Raw genomic sequence first — 18,886 nt, 5'->3', positions numbered from 1 at the left:
CTTGTCGCTTATATCCCATCACCTAAAGGTAATGGGTTTTACGCTCATCTCCTATAAAATATAATTCTTTTTACCTTTATGTTTTTTAACTTTTTTCCTCTATTCTTACCTGACAACATTTTATTCCAATATTTATCTATTTCTTCATCAGTCAAACTATCGTCAAATACCTTTGAATACTTAATAAATTGTTCTCTGAACTCCTCATTAGTCGAAGGATTTTGAGAATATTCCCCAACAAAAACCTCCATTCTATTCCCAAACATACCTTTACCGTATATATACTTCAAATTTATCGTTTGATACACTAACTATATCAGGTCTATCTGTTCCCCTTAGTATTCTCATACTTACCATACCACTGGTAATATCTGGATCATTAATTTCATTATATTTATTCAAAAAAGAATTAATACTTTTATCTTTTTTATAAATCAACTTTTCTTTTACCTTTTTCTTAACTCCAAAGAAACTATTTTCTAATGTGTGTTCAGTTGTACTTTTTGATTTATTTGTTGTACCGCAGCTTACTAATACTAAGCAAAGAAGCAGTATGATTATTTTTCTCATATCAACACCCCTTATTCATTTCACATTTACATTAAGCATTCCTATTTGTTAAATCCGTATTTTAATTTCACATTTAACCCATATCCAATTATTGCACCAACTATACCACCGACAATATGTGCGATATTTGAAATATTGTTCTGAACTGCAATACCCTCATATACCTGCTGTCCAATATGCAACCAATAGAAATGTAATAAGAATTTCTTCTTCTTTAAAATCAATAAATGAAACAAACATAATAAAAGCAAAAACTGCTCCACTCTACTTCTTGTTGTTTTTCTTCTTTAGTAGATTGAGCAAGATTCATCTTTAGATCACTAAACCTGTTTTCTTTAAGATACTGATATTAGCTATTGCAGAATCTTGTAGTATATAACTAGCTATTAGCTTTTCTGTAGCAGTATATTGTCTATTCTTAAGTATGCATTCATAGGACTACCACCGATTAACTATATTATAACATATAAAAAGAATTGCTTTGAATATGAAAATATCCCTCGAAGAGGGGATTGAGAACTATTTTAAATAATCTTAATTACATTACTTGTATCTATCAAATTAAAACTATTGTGCATTTTATGTTTTACTTTCTTAACCATATCCAAATCTAACTTATTCAAAAACATTTCAAAATCAATTTGTGATTTTGCTTTAATTTCTTTTAGTTTTTTAGCATCCGCAATCTTTCTTTTTGCTTCACTTTTAGTATATCCACCACCAAATGGTTCTAAAAATAATGCTTTGATTGTTTCCTCTAAATTCTTTTCACCTGTATATGTATATTCTTCTCCAAGAGGTAAAGATACTACATTTCCATTATTGATCTGTGCAAATAAATAGGCATCTTTCACAGTTGGAACATACCCGCACAAAACACCAGGCATACTATTACAAGCAAGCATCATCCCTTGTCCTGAAGAACACCCAGTTACCACAAAATCAACTATACGACTGTTTATGAGTATTCCAATCAACAACGCAATCTCAACATAAGTATAGTTTTCATCTTCATCTACAAAACATCCAAGATTAATAACTTCTGCATCTTTAGCATATTTCTTTGTATATTTATAAAGCATCTCATTTTTTGATACTTGTGAACTTGCTTGTACGACTGCTATCTTCATTAATATTCCTCCAATAGTGTATCTATGTTTTTAAGACTGTATTCGTATTTAATCTGCTTTTTGTTTTTCTTCTTCAGTAGATTTATCTTTAGATTAATAAACACTTTAGAGCCTGTTTTCTTTGAGAAACGGATATTAGCTGCTGCAAAATCTTGTAATATATAACTAGTTATTAGCTTTTCTGTAGCAGTATAAATATCTATTTTTAAGTATGCATTCATAGTACTACTACCGATTAACCATATTATAACATATAGAAATAGTTGTTTTGAATATGGAAATACCATAAGCAAAGGACCTAGAATCAACCTAGGTCCTTTACCTTAAAATTCTATTTCATACTTTAAAATACTTTTCTCTTCATTTTGTACTTCACTTAATACAGTTGTATTCCCAGCCATCTTCAAACTTTTCAATATCATATCAAGCTTTGCAGCATCATTTTCTTTTAAACCTGATGTACTGCTTAATTTGATACTTAGTGTCTGATGGTTTATAGGTCCCTTAGTATCCATACGCATATCTATTAAGTTTTGAACATTCTGATCATACTTCAGATATCTTACATGAGGTTCAGCTGGATCATGTCCTGGGAAACTATTTTCAGCTTCAATTTCTACTTTATCGTATTGTTTTGATAGTTTATCACCATCAACTGACACTGTACCATCTCCATCTTTAGCTTTTCCGTCTGCTTTTCCATTCCACTTCTTCTTAATAAGTGAAGATTTTTCTCTCATATATGTAACTCTGAATTTTTTTGCACCTAAATCTTGTGCAATCTTCTGTAATTCATTCACACGAGCCTGCTTCAAACGATCAAAATATTCATCTAGCACAATATAGTTATCTTTATCAGTAGGATCTACATAATAGAAATTAACATCTTCGTAAGGATAGAAATTCAGCCCAAACTTATTGACTGAATCTTTAAAGATATTCACCCATCTCTCACCCTTACAGGTAGCCCAATATCCAATTGATCCTCTACATACTTCTATATCAAACTTCTTATCTCTTTCTACAATTCTCACAAGTCGTGAATATTGCATACCATTTAAATCTTCAGAGAAGATTGGTTTCAGTCTTTTCAAATCCCATTGACGTTTCATTTCATCCATCTTTACTGCAACATCATGAGCTTTTTCTAATGTAGCATCTTCAAGTTCTTTTGCCTTACCTCTTGCAGCATCCCCAATTTCCTTAGCATGCTTATCTAACTCTGCATCATCAACTGCTTTAACTACTTTCTCTCTTGCATCATCAATACCATCTTTAACACCATCAACCATTTTACTAATTTTCATAAGTTCTTCCCTCCTACATACCTTGTTCTTTTCTTATTAGTTTTATCTGATCTTTATATGTCTTATTATTTTCTTCACTCTTTACTGGAATAGAATATCTCTGTATATATTCTATCACTTTCTTTTGTTCCTCTAATACTCTTATCGTATTATTGATTTTATTTACTTTCTCTTCTATTACTGTTTCCTGTTTCACTCCTTCTAAAATCAGCTTGATTTCCTTTAAATCAAAACCCATTTCCTTATACCATAAAATTTCCCATAGTCTTTCCATTGTCTCATCATCATAAAGTCGATAATTATTCTTAGTACGTTTCACAGGTAATATACCTTCATCATCATAATATTGTAATGCACGCTTACTGACTCCTGATAACTTACTCACTTCATCAATCTTCCACACGTTATTTACTTCCTCGTAACTTGAGGATACGCTATCACGTTAACGTGATAGCAATACCCACACTACGAATCTCCTTTCCATTAGAAAAGATGTAAATTTCGCGTATTTAAAAAGATGATAATCGTATCATCACCAATGCTTTTATATCTGTTTTAATAGTTGTATGATTAATGAAGAGGTGATACCAATGAAACATATCTACAACAAGCTAATTAGAGATCGTATTCCTGAAATCATAGAAAATGATCATAAGACTTGTGCAACAAGAATACTCAATGATGAAGAGTATCTCAGATGTTTAAAAAGCAAGTTATTAGAGGAATGTCATGAAGTAATAGATGCTGAAGGTGAAGATATTAAGAAAGAGATAGCTGATGTATTAGAAGTATTAGAAGCATTAGAGAATACACTTCATATTGATCATCAAGAAGTACTTTCTATCAAAGAAAAGAAGGCACGTAGTAACGGTGCCTTTGATAAGAAAATCTATCTAGAATATGTAGAGGATTCCTATGAATAAGTATATACAGGATTGGCTTGACGTAATTGAGTATATGAATAATGATAATACATATAAGTTAGCCTGGGGCCGTGCTATTCTTGAGAATGTTTATACACTTAATCACATTGAAGAAAACAATGTAATTACTTTTGATGCAATAGCGCATAAGATGGTGAAGTATTACTGGAATCAGTCATTCTTTTTTAACTTAAGACAAGGATCTAACATTAAAAAGAAACCTGTCATTGTTCAACAGGTTGATTTACTAATTGATAAGTATAAAGAATTAACAGGGTCTTCTATTCCTATCTGGTTTGATAAAGCTGAAGAAGAGCTTAATAAGGAACAAGATTTCTATAAGAGTGTATTGAAGAAGTGTGCAAGAAAGTTAAAAGATGATGTATCCTGGCGTTTTATGAATGTGAATAAAGAGAAAAAGGATCTTTATGTACTCAATAAGGATTATCTCTACATCTCCATCAACAAAGAGCAGGTATTGTTGCTGAAAGAGTATGGTTTTGTCTTATCACAATTACTCAATTATAAATGGGCACAGTTATTAGAGAAGTTCAATAATGCGCCACGTATTACATCTAAAGTAAAGGGTATCTCTGACAATCAGATTAGAAGAAATAATCTTACAAAATATAAAAACATATTACTAGAGAATATGAATAAACCGATTGATTTCTATACAGGTGATGAATTAGATATGGATGATATTAGTGTAGATCATGTGATTCCTTGGTCATTCATGTATAGTGATGATATCTGGAATCTTGTACTCACTTCTAAGAGTCATAATTCTTCTAAATCAAATCATATTCCTAGTAAAGAAGTCATTGAACAGTTGAACCAAAGAAACAAAACTCTTATTGAAACTATCAATAATAGTAAATACAAGGAAGAACTTAATATTGCGATTATGAACAACTATGTAGATAAGTTCTACCTATCAATGAAACTATAATTTTTTCTAGTTTTTTGAATTTTATTGAATTTAGTAATAGAGTTTTCTACAATAATCATAGAGGAACTTAATTGATATTAAGTGTACTCCTTAAATAAAAAAGCCTATTGAGATGCTCATCTCGCCAGGCTTTTTTAGTTTGTATAACATAATATTTATAAGGGGTTTTAATTTAAGTTTTTTATTTGTTTTTTTGTATTCATTTGCATTGATATCAGGAATTTATTAGTATACTTATAGAATGTTTTTTTCATAATATATTTTCCTTTTTGTCTGGCCTGTCTGTTATTAGACAGGCTCTTTTTCTTGTATACATTCAAGTAAATCTACAGCTTCAATCTTATATAATCTTGACAAAGCAATTAGATTGGTTGTATTAGGTTCACTTGTTCCATTCTCCCATTTAGAAACAGCTTGTCTACTTACACCTAATGTTTCTGCGACAAATTCCTGAGTCATATTACAACGCAAACGTTTTTCTTTAAGAGCTTCTCCTAAAGATTCCGCGTTGATTTTCTTCTCTTCTCTTATATCCTTAGAGTTAATATATTTCTTTAGAGCTTTCACTATTAATATGAAGAGATAGATGGATGCGCAAAGGAAGAAAATCATAAATGCAATGTAAAGAATGGCAATAATATAACTAATCACTTCATAATACATATCTCTTTTCCTTTCTATGTTGTTCCATAGCATTTTATTTGATTTAAAGCACGTTGAGGAACTTCTGATCTTGATACAATCCTTTGGTCAATGACTACATTCTTTTTTGTTTTTAACTTAATGTAAGTTCCTGGACAGTAGGTGTTGATAAATGTAACACGCTTTCTTTCTCCTAATGCATTAAAAGATACAAGAACATATTCTTTTCCAATAGGTTGTTTATGACCATAATCATCGATGAGCCATGATTCTCTATTCACATTACTACAAGGAATCTGTGTATAGTAGCAGTCAGATACAGTGTGGTCAGTACTTAAGTATCTCACTGCTGTAATTGTAACTATACTGATTAAAATGATAAATACAACCGATATGCCTTTCTTTTTCATAAAACCCCTCCAATCATTTTTTATTGAATAATAGAAAGAAAATAAGACTTCCGATGAGCAGGAAGTCTTATATGAGATGGGTTATAGGTATTAAGCAGGATGTGACAGAAGAACATGTTGACTACATATTGAAAGCTTTATTACATTATCCGGTTTTTATCTTCTGTTTTCTAGGAAATTGAGAGTATCCGTATTTTTCATTTAATCCTATTATGAGTGGAAAGAAGTCGAGAAATGTCTAATTCTTGTAAAATTGAATAATTAAAATAACCTATAACCCCAATATCTCATATTGGCATAACTATTCACCCTATGCGGTGCGTGACAAGTGGTTAATATAATAACTAGAGAGCATATCTTATAAAAGATATTTATTGGTACATTAGGCAGGAGAATAACTGATGTCCATTTTGTGCAGGATCGTGTGAGAAGATACGATATCATTAGGGCATATTCTACTTTCTTAATATCTTTCATCAGATAGTAATCGTAAAGGTTCTAAGATGCTTGTCTATTTTATAGGGTAAGAGTTGTTCCCCTCTACTATGCCATATATATTTCCTTGTTCAGATGCCGGTTCATAAGGAAAGGGGGATATATAGCCTAGTACAATTCTTTTCTATGAATAGTGCCTCTACAAGTGTAGGCCTAAAATACAGTTACCTCCACCAACTATCATGTAAACTTAAGTTGACATTTGTATTTTTCCTAGGAAATAAAAAAGCCCCAAAATGGGGCTATACATCAATTTTCTAATAATGATGTAGAAGATGACATCGCAAATATAAATGTAGAACCATTATGAATAAGTGATGTTGTACTTGCTGGTAAAATACCAAACATACCTAATAATATTAAACCAGTATTTAAAGTGACTATTCTTGTATAGTTACGTTTAATACGTTTCATTAATAGTGCAGATAATTGTTTAAATACGACAATTTCTTCTAGTGAAGAAGATGTTAATGTAACATCTGCAAGTTCTCTCGCAATATCTGAACTATCCTGTAAGGAAATAGATACATCTGCACAAGATAAGGCTGGGGTATCATTAACACCATCTCCTACCATAACAACGGTATGTCCTTCATCTTTAAGTTTCTTGACATAATTAGCTTTGTCTTCTGGTAATACACCAGCTAAATAGCCATCAATATTGAGTTCTTCTGCAATATGCTTAGCAGCATTCTCACTATCACCTGTTAACATGATGATATTCTTAAAACCACTACTTCTTAAATTTTGAATAGTTTCTTTCGCTTCTGGTTTAAGTGGATCATAAATAGAAATAATACCAGCAAGTTCTCCACCTATCGCTAAGAATATTAAAGAGCTTGCTCCTTCACTTTGTAAATTATTAATAAGTGTTTCTATTTCTTCTGTTTTAGTAATATGTTCATCTTCAAATACAAAGTGATCACTGCCAATGACAGCGCGTTGATCACGATAAATAGTCGCAATACCATGCGCAATAATATACTTCACTTCAGCATGTTCTTCTTCATGATGTAATTGTTCGAGTGATGCCTGTTTTACTATCGCATTCGCTACACTATGTGGGAAATGTTCTTCTAAACAAGCTGCAATACGTAATACTTCTTCACGTGTATAGTTTCCTAATGGTGTCACTTTCTGAACAAATGGCTGAGCATTTGTAAGAGTTCCTGTTTTATCAAATACAATCGTATCTGCTAAGTCCATTGCTTCTAGGTATTTACCACCCTTGACCATGATTGAATGACGACCTGCTTCCTGCATTGCACTAATTATAGAAATAGATGTAGAAAGTTTGATAGCACATGAATAATCTACAAGCAATACAGAAGATGCACGTGTCAAACTTCTTGTGGCAAGAAGTAATCCAAAGAAGGCAATAAAGCTATAAGGAACAATCGCATCAGCTAGATGTTCTGCACCTGATTGAATACCTGCTTTAAGTGATTCATTTGTATCAATCATATCTACAATCTTATTAATACGACTGTCTAATTGTAGATTTCTTACCTTGATATAAATCTTTCCTTCTTCTACAACAGTACCTGCAAAGACGGAACTACCTTGTTTAACCATCTTACTGAGTGGTTCACCTGTAAAGCTTGATTCATTGATCATAGCTTCACCACTCTCTACTTCACCATCTACTGGAACCATAGAACCTGTCTGTACAATCACAATATCTTCTTTTTGTAAGTGTGAAGTAGGAATCTGTTTTTCTTTTCCTTCTTCTAATACCCATACTTTATCAATATTAACAGACAATGTTTCTTTAAGCTGTAATGATGTTGTTTTCTTTGTATAGTCTTCAAGTAATGAAGAGATATTCAATAAGAACATAATATTACGTGCTGTACCCCATTGTCCTGATAATAATGAAACAGAAATACTTGTTGCATCTAATACTGGTACATCAATACGCTTATGTACAAGAGAATTAAGTCCTTCTTTTACATAACGAATTGTATGATAAATAGTTAATACGTTTCTTACTGGTAATGGTAAAAACCATTTAGAGGCATATCTTCTAACAATAATACCAGTAAATTTTCCAATGTATTGATCGTTGATATCACGGTGATCTATAAGATACTTATTTTCTTTAATGATCTTTTCATAGGGTGCATTATCAAAGTGAGGGATATCTAGAGAGTTGATTTTGTCAATCAAAGCATCTCTTTGATCAACACTGTACGTGAACAAAATAGAACCTGTTCTTTCATTGACATCGGCTGATTCAACCATATCCCATTTACATAATGCAAAATGTAAGGCTAGTGCCTTATTTCTAGAAAAGCGATAACGTCCATAACGTATTCTCATACGTCCTGGTATGTCATGTACTATACGATACTCTAACATTCTCTTATCACCTAAAAAATAGGAAATGACTATTTCCTATTTTGCTTCTTTCTTGCTTTTTGCTTCAGCATAGATATCTTTTGCGTCTTCTACAATTGTATCATATGATGCAAGTGCCTGATCCTTTAACTGCATACCAGTAGCAACTGATTTTACAGCTGCATTTCTTGCGCAATCGCTCTTTACGAACTTACTACCTGCCACTGTAGCGGCTACACCACCTACAAATGACCATAATAATTTGTTTTTAAATAAGTCTTTCATATTCTTTTCCTCCTCTGTTAGTCCTAACTAACAAAATTATAATAACACTATAGAGAAGGTTTGTGAACAAAAATGTTAGAGTTTGTTAGAGAAGCATAACCAAGGTACCAGATACTATTAGTATTAATCCAAGTAATGATTTCTTAGAGAGTTTCTCATGAAAAATAAGATAAGAGAATATTACAGTAAAGAGAATACTCAACTTATCAATAGGAGTGATAAGACTTGCTGGTCCAATTTGTAAAGCGTGATAGAAGCATAGCCATGAACCTCCTGTTGCAAATCCTGACAACACAATAAAGAGATATTCTTTCTTAGGAATACTTTTCATATTCATTTGACTATGTGTCACAAGGACCACAATCCAGCTCATAATAAGTACAACACTTGTACGAATGGCTGTACCTAGATTACTTTCAATATTTGTGATTCCTATCTTACCAAGTATAGTCGTCAAACTTGCAAAAATAACTGAAAGCACGGCATAAAGTAACCAGGCATTATTTGTCTGTTTATTATCTTCCTTCTTTTCTACCATTAAATATGTACCTGTTGTAAGAATGATCATACCTATGATCTTATAGACTGTGACACTTTCTTTAAAGAATATAAGAGAAAGAATAATCGTCAATACAACACTTGTCTTATCTACAGCTGTGACTTTATTAATATTACCTAGCTGTAATGCCTTAAAGTAACATAACCAGCTCGCTCCAGTAGATATTCCAGAAAGAATTAAGAATAGGAATGTCTTATGCGTGATTGTACTAATAGAAGAGAATGATCCAACTATTCCTACCATAATCCATGAGAAGACAAGTACCACAATTGTACGTAATGCAGTCGCTAAGTGAGAGTTTGTATGTTCAATACCACATTTTGCGAGAACTGCTGTAAGTCCTGCAAAAAAGGCAGAACCTAATGCAAAAAGAATCCACATAAAAAAGCCTCCTTATAATACTATTATAGGAGGCTAAAACAAATTTGTTTAGAATTCTTTGATAGCTTTGATTACATCTTCTACAGTTAAATGGAATTCCTTGAATAAGTCTGCTGGCTTACCTGAAGCACCAAATGTATCCATAGTGACATATTTGCCCTTGAGTCCTACAAATTCACCCCAAGATAAACGGCTTCCTGCTTCTACAACAATTCTATTTTCTACACATGATGGTAAAATAGATTCCTTGTATTCTTCAGACTGTTCTCTGAATAATTCCTGACAAGGCATAGAAACGATTCTGATATTTAAGTTAGAGTCTTTTAATTGTTCTTTGGCTTTGACTGCTAAGTCTACTTCTGAGCCTGATGCAATGATGATGATATCTGGCTTACTCATACAGTCATCAATAATATAACCACCTCTTAAGGCACCTCTGTTACTTCCTACCATCTTAGGTAAGTCCTGTCTAGAAAGGATGAGAGATGTAGGTGTTTCTTTTGAGCTCATTGCGACATACCAGCCTGCTTTTGTTTCAAACTCATCACATGGTCTAAATACATACATGTTAGGCATTGCACGAAGCATAGTCAACTGTTCTACTGGTTCATGTGTTGGTCCATCTTCCCCTACGCCAATACTGTCATGAGTAAATACATAAGTAAGTGGAAGCTTCATTAATGAAGATAAACGAGCCATAGGTTTTACATAGTCACTAAATACAAAGAATGTAGCCACATATGCTTTTAATCCACCATACAACATTAAACCATTACCTACTGCAGCCATAGCCTGTTCTCTTACACCAAAGTGAATATTACGTCCACCATAGTTGTCTGCACTGAATTCACCTTCACCATTTAAAACTGTCTTATTAGAAGGTCCTAAGTCAGCTGAACCACCAATGAAGTTAGGGGCAAAGTTCTTAATAAGGTTCATTGTTTCACCACTTGCAGCACGTGTTGCAATATTGTGATGTTTATTAGCCCAGAATAATGGGTTATCCTTAAAGATTCTTGCAAAGTCAGGGTTAAAATACTGTTCCCATACAATCTTCATTTCTGGATATTCTTCAAAATATTTATCCTGCATAGAAGTCCATGCATCATATAAATCATCTACACGTTTTTGTGTAGAAGCTAGATAGTCATATACGTCTTCTGGTACATAGAATTCTTCCTGTGGAAGACCAAGTTTTTCTTTAAGTGCTTTGATGTTATCAGCACCTAATGGTGCACCATGAGTGCTTTCTGAACCTTCATTTGGACTATCTTTACCGATTGTAGTCTTGATTTCAATGAACTTAGGTTTACCTTTAATAGTTTTTGCTTTTTCTAATGCAGCAAGTACTTCATCTAAGTTATCTCCATCTTCTACAGTCAATGTTTCAAAACCAAATGCCTTTACTCTGTCTGATACATTTTCTGTAAATGTGATGTTTGTGTTACCTTCGATAGAAATGTTGTTTGAATCATATAAGATGATGAGCTTTTCTAACTTAAGTGTACCAGCGAGTGATAATGCTTCTGAAGAGATTCCTTCCATCATACATCCATCACCAGCTAATGCATAAACATAATGATCAAATAGATCATAACCTGGTTTATTAAATACAGTGGCTAAATGAGCCTGACCCATTGCCATACCAACAGCCATGCCTAAGCCCTGTCCTAGTGGACCTGTAGTGGCATCTACACCTACTGTATGTCCATATTCTGGATGTCCTGGTGTAAGTGAACCTAACTGTCTAAACTGCTTTAAATCATCCATAGTTAAGCCATAACCATATAGATGTAATAAGCTATAAAGCATGCTTGAACCATGTCCTGCTGATAAAATAAAACGGTCTCTGTTAATCCATTCAGGATGCTTTGCACTATGGTTTAATACCTGTGACCATAATACATGAGTGAATCCAGCAGCCCCTAAAGGAAGTCCTGGATGTCCTGAATTTGCTTTCTGAATCATATCTGCACAAAGTGCTTTAATCGTATATACTGTTTTTTGATCAATCTTGTTCATTTTTTCTGTTTTCTCCCATTCATCATTGTTAAATATTATACCTTTTCTCTTTTTGTGAATGCAAGATATTTAGTACTTCACATTCCAATTCATTGCAGCATTATATAAGAAATACAGGCCATACATTAAGCAGCCTTCATCAAAAATAGTGGCTTTGTTATGAAGACCATAAATATAACCATCCTGTTTACATCCTGCAGCAAGAGTAACAAAGAGTGAAGGTACATTGGCAGTAATATGGCCAAAGTCTTCTGAGATAGTAAGAGGAAGTTCTAACTTCTTGATATAACCACCAAATACATCTTTTTCTACATCCATAATAGATTTAAGTAATGCAGGATCATTATAGACACTTGGTGCCTGCTGTAAGATTGTGATACCTGCCTGGGCATGATACATAGAGGCAATACTTTGAACTAATTCATTGACTCTTCCCATAATATATTCCTGATCATCTGGACGATAACTTCTTAGTGAACATTTCATATAGGCTTTTTCTGGAATAATGTTATGGGCTTTACCTGCATTCATAATACCAATTGTAAGTACATCATCATGACTCATACTGATTTCTTTAGGAATGATTTCCTGTAATTGCTGATATATATGAACAGCCACACGCAGTGCGTCAATACCTTTTTCTGGCATAGAACCATGTGAACTCTTACCTGTAATATTGATTTCAAAGATTGTAGACGCTGTTGTCATCGCTTTACGGATTGTACGTATAGTTCCTGTCTTATCTTCTGTGGCAGGCATAACATGTAACCCTACTGCAGCATCAACACGAGGATACTTTAATACCCCATCTTCAATCATCATCTTACAACCCACTAGTCCTTCTTCATGAGGTTGGAAAACAATCTTGATCTGCCCTTTGAGTTTCTTTTCATTCTTTTTTAATAGTTTGGCACACATCAACATCATAGAGGCATGCATATCATGTCCACAGGCATGCATAGATCCATTAATAGATTTAAAAGGTAAGTTTGTATGTTCTACTAAAGGTAATGCATCCATATCACTTCTAAGTAAAAGTATCTTCTTATCATGAGGTCCTACAAGTACTTCAATACTTCCTCCGGGATTCACAATAATATTCTCATAACCATACATTTCAAGCAGTTTCACTATATATTCCTGTGTCTGAGGAAGAGGATGACCTACTTCTGGATGTTCATGAAAATGTCTTCTCAGTCGTATTAATTCCTGTTCGATATCCTTGTTGTTTGATATCCATTTTTCTATCTTTTCCATAACTTACACCTACTTTTCCATTTCTTGAATAATACGTCTTGTATTAATAATCTTTTGTGCATATTCTTCTTTATTACGTTTCACTAATCCATAGTAAAGAAGATCAACAACAATAAGTGAAAAATAACGAGAACTCATCGCTCCGATACGTAATGGCTGTTCCTGTGAAGGAATAGTTAATACATGATCTACTAACTTACCAGGCTTATTATAAGCAGATTGTGTAATTGCGACAGATGGGATGTTCATTTCCTTTGCCCATTTAGCAGCAGTGACTATACCTTTTGTTTCTCCACAATATGAAACAAAGATAGCTAAATCTTCTTGTGTCATAACAGATACAAAACTCATCTGTAAATGAATATTAGGACAATCACTAGAAGACTTCCCTATCCTCATAAGTTTATGTCTAAAATCATCACAGACAAAAATAAATAAACATGTTTCGCTTGTTCTAAAGCTTTCACAACATCTTCTAGTGTAAAAGCACTAAAAAGATGATATGTTTTATCAATAGTCACAACCTGAGAATGATGTGCTTTATTCATAAGTACAGCCATATCTTCTTCTGGATGGAATAAAAAACTTTCCCCTCTTTTATAATTACCCTTAAAAAAAGTATACCATGATTTTCTTTTTTATCGCATTTTTTATGTCATAATATAAAAATTATACATTATTTAATAATTTTTTATCACTTTATAATATCTTTTATTATCTTTTGATAATTCATTTTATCATGAATATATGGTCTATTTTTTCGTTTATTCCGATATATGTGTATGATAAATTAACGTTATGATGATAATTTCTTATTGACTTGACTATTTTCTATTCGTATAATGCAGTCATACCAGAAAGGTAAAAAGAAAACATAAACATGATAAAGGGGGAGTGCTTATGGCAAAGGTTTTAACTGAAGTTTTTGGTATATGGTATTTAATTGGTGCCGCGTTTGTATTCTTTATGCAGGCAGGCTTCGCAATGGTTGAGGCAGGGTTCACCCGTGCTAAGAACGCCGGAAATATCATCATGAAGAACTTGATGGATTTCTGTTTAGGAACTGTTGCTTTTCTTATTGTAGGTTATAGCTTCTTATGTGGGAGTGATGTAGCTAACGGATTTATTGGATGGGTTGGTTTTGGAAATGGTCCATTAACTAACTTTGCATCAACTGATTGGTCTAGTTTCGTATTCAACTTAGTATTCTGTGCAACTGCAGCAACGATCGTATCTGGAGCAATGGCAGAAAGAACTAAGTTCTTAAGTTATTGTATTTATTCATTCGTTATTTCTTTAATTGTTTATCCTATTGAAGCTCATTGGGTTTGGGGACCTGATGGCTGGTTAACAGCAATGGGATTCCATGATTTTGCTGGTAGTGCAGTTATTCACTTCGTTGGTGGTTTAACTGCTTTAATTGGGGCTAAACTTCTTGGTCCTCGTATTGGTAAGTTTAATAAAGATGGAAGCCCAAATGGTATTCCTGGTCATAGTTTAACTATTGGTGCTTTAGGTGTATTTATTCTTTGGTTTGGCTGGTATGGATTTAACGGTGCGGCTGCTAAGAATGGTACTCAGTTAGCAACAATCTTCGCAACTACTACTGTTGCACCAGCACTTGCAACATGTACTGTAATGATCTTTACTTGGTTAAAATATGGCAAACCTGATGTAGCTATGAGCTTAAACGGTTCACTTGCAGGTTTAGTTGCAATCACTGCTGGATGTGATGCAGTTAATGTAATGGGTGCTTGTATTATTGGTATTTTATCAGGATTTACTGTTTGTTTCTTTACTTGGTTATTAGATTATAAATTACATATTGATGATCCAGTTGGGGCTGTCGCTGTTCATTTTGGTAATGGTTTACTTGGTACTATCTGTGTTGGATTATTTGCCTGCGGTACTGATACAATGCCTAAGGCTCAAGGTCTATTCTATGGAGGAGGCTTTAAGTTATTAGGTACTCAGTTACTTGGCTTATTATGTATTGGTGTTTGGACTGCTGTATTAATGACTATTACATTCGTAGTTATTAAGCATACTGTTGGTCTTAGAGTTACTGAAGAAGAAGAAATTACTGGTCTTGATAAGCTTGAACATGGTTTAGAAAGTGCTTATGCAGGTTTCGCATTAGAAACAGAAACTTGTACTGGTGCTACTGCTGCAACTGTTTCTGCTCCTGAATTAAGTATTACAGAAGCTGTTCCTACTGTTGCAGTCAATGGGGAAGGTAAGATCAGTAAGATTGTTATTATTGCGAAAGCAGAAAAGATGGATGCTTTAAAAGTTGCTATGAACGATATTGGTGTTGCTGGTATGACAGTGACAAGAGTATCAGGCTGTGGCGTTCAGAAAGGACAGACTGCTTATTATAGAGGCGCTAAGGTTGATATCCAATTATTGCCTAAGGTAAAGGCTGAGATTGTTGTGTCTAGTATTCCTGTACAGACAGTTGTAGATGCAGCAAGAAGTGTTCTATACACTGCTCATATGGGTGATGGTAAGATCTTTATCTATAATGTAGAGAATGTCGTAAGAATTTCTTCTGGTGAACAAGGCCCTGAAGCCTTAAGCTATGAAGACTAAAGAAAAATGAGACTCGATTATTCGAGCCTCATTTTTTTGACGAGTAATAAACCTATAATAAGTGTAATGATATCACTGATACATTGTGCAAGAAGAATTCCCATATAGCCTAATAATGCCGTAAGGACAATCATTACAACAAAGAATATCACGCCCTGTCTTGATAAAGAGATGATCATTGCCCCTGTCGCATAACCTGCTGATTGAAAGAGTGTTGTAAGTATTAATACACCCCCTACAAAAGGTGTAGAGATAGATAAGCATCTCAACATTGTACTTCCCTGTGAGACAATTGTTTGATTCTTCATGAAACATGACATGATAGAAGGTGTAAAGAGACATAATACAAGTGTCATAACGCAGGCAAAGGATATAATGACTAAAGCATCAAAGCGTAAGACTTCTTTAAGTCTCTTTTTATTGCGTGCTCCGATACAATATCCAATGAGTGGCTGTGCACCAAAGGCAAAGCCAACAAGAACCATCATAATAATCATATTGACTTTTAATGCGATTCCCATGCTGGCAATCGCATTTGATCCATAGGGACGTAAATATTGATTAGTAAGAGTGACTGCAAAAGACTGCATAATATTTGTAAGAGAAGCCGGGATACCAATAAAGATGAGACCTTTTATATGACGTGTATCGCAATGGGCATCCTTTAAAGAAACACTGAGTTCTGGGCATTTACGTTTAATCACATAAACCAGATATGCATCTGTGACAAAGTTAGAAAATATAGTCGCAATTGCGACACCTGTGGCTTCCATATGAAAAACAAATAAGAAAATAGGATCAAGAATGATATTGATAACACAACCAAGAATTGTACCTATCATAGCATCCTGAGCATGTCCTGCACATCTGATAAGATTTGTAGGAATCATCGATAGAATAATAAAGACACCACCAACTGAAATCACATGATAATACTGTAAAACATAAGGTCTTGTAGATGCTTCTGTTCCAAGTAATGAAAGAATAGGATTCTTAAATAGAATCATGATTAAAGAAGTAAGAAGAGAGACCCCAATAGCATAATAAAAGCATACAGCACTGACTCTTTTTGCTTCTTCAGTTTCTTTATTCCCAAATAAACGAGAGATTACTGAACTGCCTCCTAGTCCAAATATATCTCCTAAAGCAATCATTAATGTAAATAGAGGTGCACATAATGAGACACCTGCAACAAGATTTGTATTTTGTGTTTGTGATACAAAGAAAGTATCGACTAAGTTATAGACTAAAGTGACCATCATAGAAAGAACTACTGGTAAAGCAATCTTAAAGTAAGCTTTCTTGACAGGCATTGTTTCAAATAATTCATTCATTGTATTAACCTCCTGCCCTATCTTATCAGTTTTGTTTGTGATTTATTGTGTCATATGTCACAATAAAGATATGAAAGAAATAAAAGATAAACTGTTAATAGAGAAATATAGTGATTCTATATCTTCTTATGTTCATTTAGATAATGTAAGTCTTCAGATGTTTGAGTTTGAGAAAGGAGAGTTAATGATTCAGCCTTCTTTTCATTTTCATTCTATATATTTTTTAGTGAAAGGAAGCGTAAATGTTTATTCAATTCAAGCAGATGGCAGACAGTTTGTGACAGGTGTAAAGAAAGAAATACCTATTCTTGGAGATATTGAGTTTGTCACAAAAAAGAAGCCTCACTTATTTGTAGAGGCTTTAGAGAATGTAGTGGTATTAAGTATTGATACATTAAGATATGAGAAAGAGTTAAATGAAGATGTGTTGTTTCTACATTCAGTCATTCATTCCTGCGTAGATATTATTCAATCTGCACAGCATGAACAAAACTTTATGAGCCTGGAAGAGAAAGTTATCGCATATATGAAATATCAGTGTGATGATCATATATTAAGAAGAATAGAAAAAACATCAGAAATACTTCACTGTAGTAGAAGACAATTACAGAGAGTACTTCATGAATTAGTGGAGAAAGATATACTTACTAAATTAAGTAAAGGTGTTTATTGTTTCAAAAAATGATGGATTGATACTGTTTAGGTTATTGTTTATGTATAATAAGAAATATATAAAGGAGACAGATATGGGTAAAATAATATTTCTAGATGTAGATGGCACATTAATTGATTATGATGCAAAGCTACCTGCTTCAGCAGCTAAGGCTGTGGACATGGCACGCGCAAATGGACATAAAGTATATATTTGTACTGGATGTTCTAAAGCTGAAATACTACAGCGTAATTTATGTGATTTAGATGGTGTGATTGGTGGTAATGGTGCTTATGTAGAAGACCATGATGAAGTTGTAATGCATCAAGGATTATCAAAGGAAGATGTAAAACATATTGTAGATTTGTGTAATGAGAGACATTTAGGTTTCTATTTAGAAGCCAATAGCGGTATGTACTGCAATGACTATATGTTAGAACAAGGTCCTGAAACAATGGTTAAATATGCTCAGGGTAAAGGAGCAGACCTAGAGAAAGCAAAGGAATCTTCTAAAACTTTCATGGATGGATTTATTCATTTACAGGGCGAAGATTTATATAGAGACGATGTGAATAAGATCAGCTTTATCTTAAGCTCTTATCAGGATCATTTAGATTCTAAGGTAGAGTTCCCTACTCTTGTAGCGAATACATGGGGTGGTAAGGGTGAAGTAGCCTTATATGGTGATTTAGGACCGACTGGTATTACTAAGAGACATGCGATTGAAGTATTGATGGAACATCTTGGAGCAGATTTTAAGGATACTATTTCTTTTGGTGATGCAAAGATTGATCTATCAATGTTTGCATGTTGTGCTTATAATGTCGCTATGGGTAATGGTGGTCCTGAAATAAAAGAAGCAGCAGACTATATTACGACTGATGTCAATGATGATGGACTTTATAGTGCATTTAAACATTTAGGACTAATTTAAAAGCCGTTGTGAGTGTAATGCTCACAACGACTTTTTTAATGCAAAGAAAGTAGACTAACCTATCACTAGGCTAGTCCCTTATCAAACCGTACGTGCACTAT

At 33.5% G+C, this 18,886-nt stretch carries 21 protein-coding genes; 5 read left to right on the top strand and 16 right to left on the bottom strand.

What is annotated here, in order from left to right; genetic code table 11:
• Positions 1-270: 270 nt before the first annotated feature.
• The 6 genes from DW269_RS03840 to DW269_RS03815 all read right to left on the bottom strand — a co-directional run bounded on the left by DW269_RS03840 (position 271) and on the right by DW269_RS03815 (position 3,410).
• Positions 271-570: a hypothetical protein gene (locus DW269_RS03840; RefSeq protein ID WP_117458632.1), complete on the bottom strand. Its 300-nt coding sequence runs from the start codon at positions 568-570 to the stop codon at positions 271-273.
• A 41-nt stretch (positions 571-611) separates the two neighbouring features.
• Positions 612-821 (bottom strand): hypothetical protein, encoded by a 210-nt coding sequence (locus DW269_RS03835; RefSeq protein ID WP_199410061.1) that lies wholly within the window; start codon positions 819-821, stop codon positions 612-614.
• 273 nt (positions 822-1,094) lie between these two features.
• Positions 1,095-1,700, bottom strand: a complete 606-nt coding sequence (locus DW269_RS03830) for an RpiB/LacA/LacB family sugar-phosphate isomerase (RefSeq protein ID WP_117458631.1) — start codon at positions 1,698-1,700, stop codon at positions 1,095-1,097.
• On the bottom strand, positions 1,700-1,921 hold the full coding sequence (locus DW269_RS03825) for a hypothetical protein (RefSeq protein WP_147321680.1): 222 nt from the start codon (positions 1,919-1,921) through the stop codon (positions 1,700-1,702). The genes DW269_RS03830 and DW269_RS03825 overlap by 1 nt, the downstream gene beginning before the upstream one ends.
• 102 nt (positions 1,922-2,023) lie before the next feature.
• Positions 2,024-3,007 (bottom strand): hypothetical protein, encoded by a 984-nt coding sequence (locus DW269_RS03820; RefSeq protein WP_117458629.1) that lies wholly within the window; start codon positions 3,005-3,007, stop codon positions 2,024-2,026.
• 13 nt (positions 3,008-3,020) lie between these two features.
• Complete coding sequence (locus DW269_RS03815) at positions 3,021-3,410, bottom strand: MerR family transcriptional regulator (RefSeq protein ID WP_117458628.1); 390 nt, start codon at positions 3,408-3,410, stop codon at positions 3,021-3,023.
• A 187-nt stretch (positions 3,411-3,597) separates the two neighbouring features.
• On the opposite strand from DW269_RS03815, the gene DW269_RS03810 reads away from it, so the two are divergent.
• Both DW269_RS03810 and DW269_RS03805 read left to right on the top strand, forming a co-directional pair.
• Positions 3,598-3,930 carry a nucleoside triphosphate pyrophosphohydrolase gene (locus DW269_RS03810; RefSeq protein ID WP_117458627.1) on the top strand — a complete coding sequence of 111 codons (333 nt, stop codon included), beginning with the start codon at positions 3,598-3,600 and terminating at the stop codon, positions 3,928-3,930.
• A complete protein-coding gene (locus tag DW269_RS03805) occupies positions 3,923-4,882 on the top strand; it encodes an HNH endonuclease domain-containing protein (RefSeq protein ID WP_117458626.1) in 960 nt (319 codons plus the stop codon). The genes DW269_RS03810 and DW269_RS03805 overlap by 8 nt, the downstream gene beginning before the upstream one ends.
• A 288-nt stretch (positions 4,883-5,170) precedes the next feature.
• Here DW269_RS03805 and DW269_RS03800 read toward each other — a convergent pair whose 3' ends face one another.
• From DW269_RS03800 to DW269_RS12575, 9 genes are all read right to left on the bottom strand, one after another.
• Positions 5,171-5,545, bottom strand: a complete 375-nt coding sequence (locus DW269_RS03800) for a helix-turn-helix domain-containing protein (RefSeq protein WP_117458625.1) — start codon at positions 5,543-5,545, stop codon at positions 5,171-5,173.
• A gap of 14 nt (positions 5,546-5,559) precedes the next feature.
• Entirely contained in the window at positions 5,560-5,934 is a 375-nt protein-coding gene (locus tag DW269_RS03795) for a YxeA family protein (RefSeq protein WP_117458624.1), read from the bottom strand.
• A gap of 744 nt (positions 5,935-6,678) precedes the next feature.
• Positions 6,679-8,790 carry a heavy metal translocating P-type ATPase gene (locus DW269_RS03790; protein WP_117458623.1) on the bottom strand — a complete coding sequence of 704 codons (2,112 nt, stop codon included), beginning with the start codon at positions 8,788-8,790 and terminating at the stop codon, positions 6,679-6,681.
• A gap of 36 nt (positions 8,791-8,826) precedes the next feature.
• A complete protein-coding gene (locus DW269_RS03785; RefSeq protein WP_117458622.1) occupies positions 8,827-9,054 on the bottom strand; it encodes a DUF6110 family protein in 228 nt (75 codons plus the stop codon).
• Between the two features lie 85 nt (positions 9,055-9,139).
• Entirely contained in the window at positions 9,140-9,994 is an 855-nt protein-coding gene (locus DW269_RS03780; protein WP_117458621.1) for an EamA family transporter, read from the bottom strand.
• A gap of 48 nt (positions 9,995-10,042) precedes the next feature.
• A complete protein-coding gene (gene tkt / locus DW269_RS03775) occupies positions 10,043-12,016 on the bottom strand; it encodes a transketolase (protein WP_117458620.1) in 1,974 nt (657 codons plus the stop codon).
• 69 nt (positions 12,017-12,085) lie between these two features.
• Complete coding sequence (locus DW269_RS03770; protein ID WP_117458619.1) at positions 12,086-13,273, bottom strand: M20 family metallopeptidase; 1,188 nt, start codon at positions 13,271-13,273, stop codon at positions 12,086-12,088.
• Between the two features lie 9 nt (positions 13,274-13,282).
• Positions 13,283-13,672 carry a MurR/RpiR family transcriptional regulator gene (locus DW269_RS03765; RefSeq protein WP_117458618.1) on the bottom strand — a complete coding sequence of 130 codons (390 nt, stop codon included), beginning with the start codon at positions 13,670-13,672 and terminating at the stop codon, positions 13,283-13,285.
• Positions 13,669-13,833, bottom strand: a complete 165-nt coding sequence (locus tag DW269_RS12575) for a hypothetical protein (protein WP_158546302.1) — start codon at positions 13,831-13,833, stop codon at positions 13,669-13,671. The genes DW269_RS03765 and DW269_RS12575 overlap by 4 nt, the downstream gene beginning before the upstream one ends.
• Positions 13,834-14,173: 340 nt before the next feature.
• On the opposite strand from DW269_RS12575, the gene DW269_RS03760 reads away from it, so the two are divergent.
• Positions 14,174-15,865, top strand: a complete 1,692-nt coding sequence (locus DW269_RS03760; RefSeq protein WP_117458617.1) for an ammonium transporter — start codon at positions 14,174-14,176, stop codon at positions 15,863-15,865.
• 17 nt (positions 15,866-15,882) lie between these two features.
• On the opposite strand, the gene DW269_RS03755 is transcribed toward DW269_RS03760, so the two are convergent.
• Positions 15,883-17,199 carry an MATE family efflux transporter gene (locus DW269_RS03755; RefSeq protein ID WP_117458616.1) on the bottom strand — a complete coding sequence of 439 codons (1,317 nt, stop codon included), beginning with the start codon at positions 17,197-17,199 and terminating at the stop codon, positions 15,883-15,885.
• Between the two features lie 70 nt (positions 17,200-17,269).
• Between DW269_RS03755 and DW269_RS03750 the strand changes: the two genes are divergently transcribed.
• Both DW269_RS03750 and DW269_RS03745 read left to right on the top strand, forming a co-directional pair.
• Complete coding sequence (locus DW269_RS03750; RefSeq protein WP_117458615.1) at positions 17,270-17,884, top strand: Crp/Fnr family transcriptional regulator; 615 nt, start codon at positions 17,270-17,272, stop codon at positions 17,882-17,884.
• Between the two features lie 61 nt (positions 17,885-17,945).
• Entirely contained in the window at positions 17,946-18,785 is an 840-nt protein-coding gene (locus tag DW269_RS03745) for an HAD family hydrolase (protein ID WP_117458614.1), read from the top strand.
• Positions 18,786-18,886 lie beyond the last annotated feature (101 nt).

This window comes from Catenibacterium sp. AM22-6LB (assembly GCF_003435615.1).
GTDB lineage: Bacteria > Bacillota_I > Bacilli_A > Erysipelotrichales > Coprobacillaceae > Catenibacterium > Catenibacterium mitsuoka_A.
The sequence above is the reverse complement of the archived record's forward strand: the minus strand, read 5'-3'. Positions and strand labels throughout refer to the sequence as shown.

What these genes read in the sequence shown, in the direction of transcription:
- DW269_RS03830 (WP_117458631.1), bottom strand. Translation starts at nt 1,700, where the DNA reads ATGAAGATAGCAGTCGTACAAGCAAGTTCACAAGTATCAAAAAATGAG.
- DW269_RS03825 (WP_147321680.1), bottom strand. Translation starts at nt 1,921, where the DNA reads ATGAATGCATACTTAAAAATAGATATTTATACTGCTACAGAAAAGCTA.
- DW269_RS03810 (WP_117458627.1), top strand. Translation starts at nt 3,598, where the DNA reads ATGAAACATATCTACAACAAGCTAATTAGAGATCGTATTCCTGAAATC.
- DW269_RS03790 (WP_117458623.1), bottom strand. Translation starts at nt 8,790, where the DNA reads ATGTTAGAGTATCGTATAGTACATGACATACCAGGACGTATGAGAATA.
- DW269_RS12575 (WP_158546302.1), bottom strand. Translation starts at nt 13,833, where the DNA reads ATGGCTGTACTTATGAATAAAGCACATCATTCTCAGGTTGTGACTATT.
- DW269_RS03760 (WP_117458617.1), top strand. Translation starts at nt 14,174, where the DNA reads ATGGCAAAGGTTTTAACTGAAGTTTTTGGTATATGGTATTTAATTGGT.
- DW269_RS03800 (WP_117458625.1), bottom strand. Translation starts at nt 5,545, where the DNA reads ATGTATTATGAAGTGATTAGTTATATTATTGCCATTCTTTACATTGCA.
- DW269_RS03840 (WP_117458632.1), bottom strand. Translation starts at nt 570, where the DNA reads ATGAGAAAAATAATCATACTGCTTCTTTGCTTAGTATTAGTAAGCTGC.
- DW269_RS03770 (WP_117458619.1), bottom strand. Translation starts at nt 13,273, where the DNA reads ATGGAAAAGATAGAAAAATGGATATCAAACAACAAGGATATCGAACAG.
- DW269_RS03750 (WP_117458615.1), top strand. Translation starts at nt 17,270, where the DNA reads ATGAAAGAAATAAAAGATAAACTGTTAATAGAGAAATATAGTGATTCT.
- DW269_RS03785 (WP_117458622.1), bottom strand. Translation starts at nt 9,054, where the DNA reads ATGAAAGACTTATTTAAAAACAAATTATTATGGTCATTTGTAGGTGGT.
- tkt (WP_117458620.1), bottom strand. Translation starts at nt 12,016, where the DNA reads ATGAACAAGATTGATCAAAAAACAGTATATACGATTAAAGCACTTTGT.
- DW269_RS03795 (WP_117458624.1), bottom strand. Translation starts at nt 5,934, where the DNA reads ATGAAAAAGAAAGGCATATCGGTTGTATTTATCATTTTAATCAGTATA.
- DW269_RS03805 (WP_117458626.1), top strand. Translation starts at nt 3,923, where the DNA reads ATGAATAAGTATATACAGGATTGGCTTGACGTAATTGAGTATATGAAT.
- DW269_RS03745 (WP_117458614.1), top strand. Translation starts at nt 17,946, where the DNA reads ATGGGTAAAATAATATTTCTAGATGTAGATGGCACATTAATTGATTAT.
- DW269_RS03820 (WP_117458629.1), bottom strand. Translation starts at nt 3,007, where the DNA reads ATGAAAATTAGTAAAATGGTTGATGGTGTTAAAGATGGTATTGATGAT.
- DW269_RS03755 (WP_117458616.1), bottom strand. Translation starts at nt 17,199, where the DNA reads ATGAATGAATTATTTGAAACAATGCCTGTCAAGAAAGCTTACTTTAAG.
- DW269_RS03765 (WP_117458618.1), bottom strand. Translation starts at nt 13,672, where the DNA reads ATGAGGATAGGGAAGTCTTCTAGTGATTGTCCTAATATTCATTTACAG.
- DW269_RS03780 (WP_117458621.1), bottom strand. Translation starts at nt 9,994, where the DNA reads ATGTGGATTCTTTTTGCATTAGGTTCTGCCTTTTTTGCAGGACTTACA.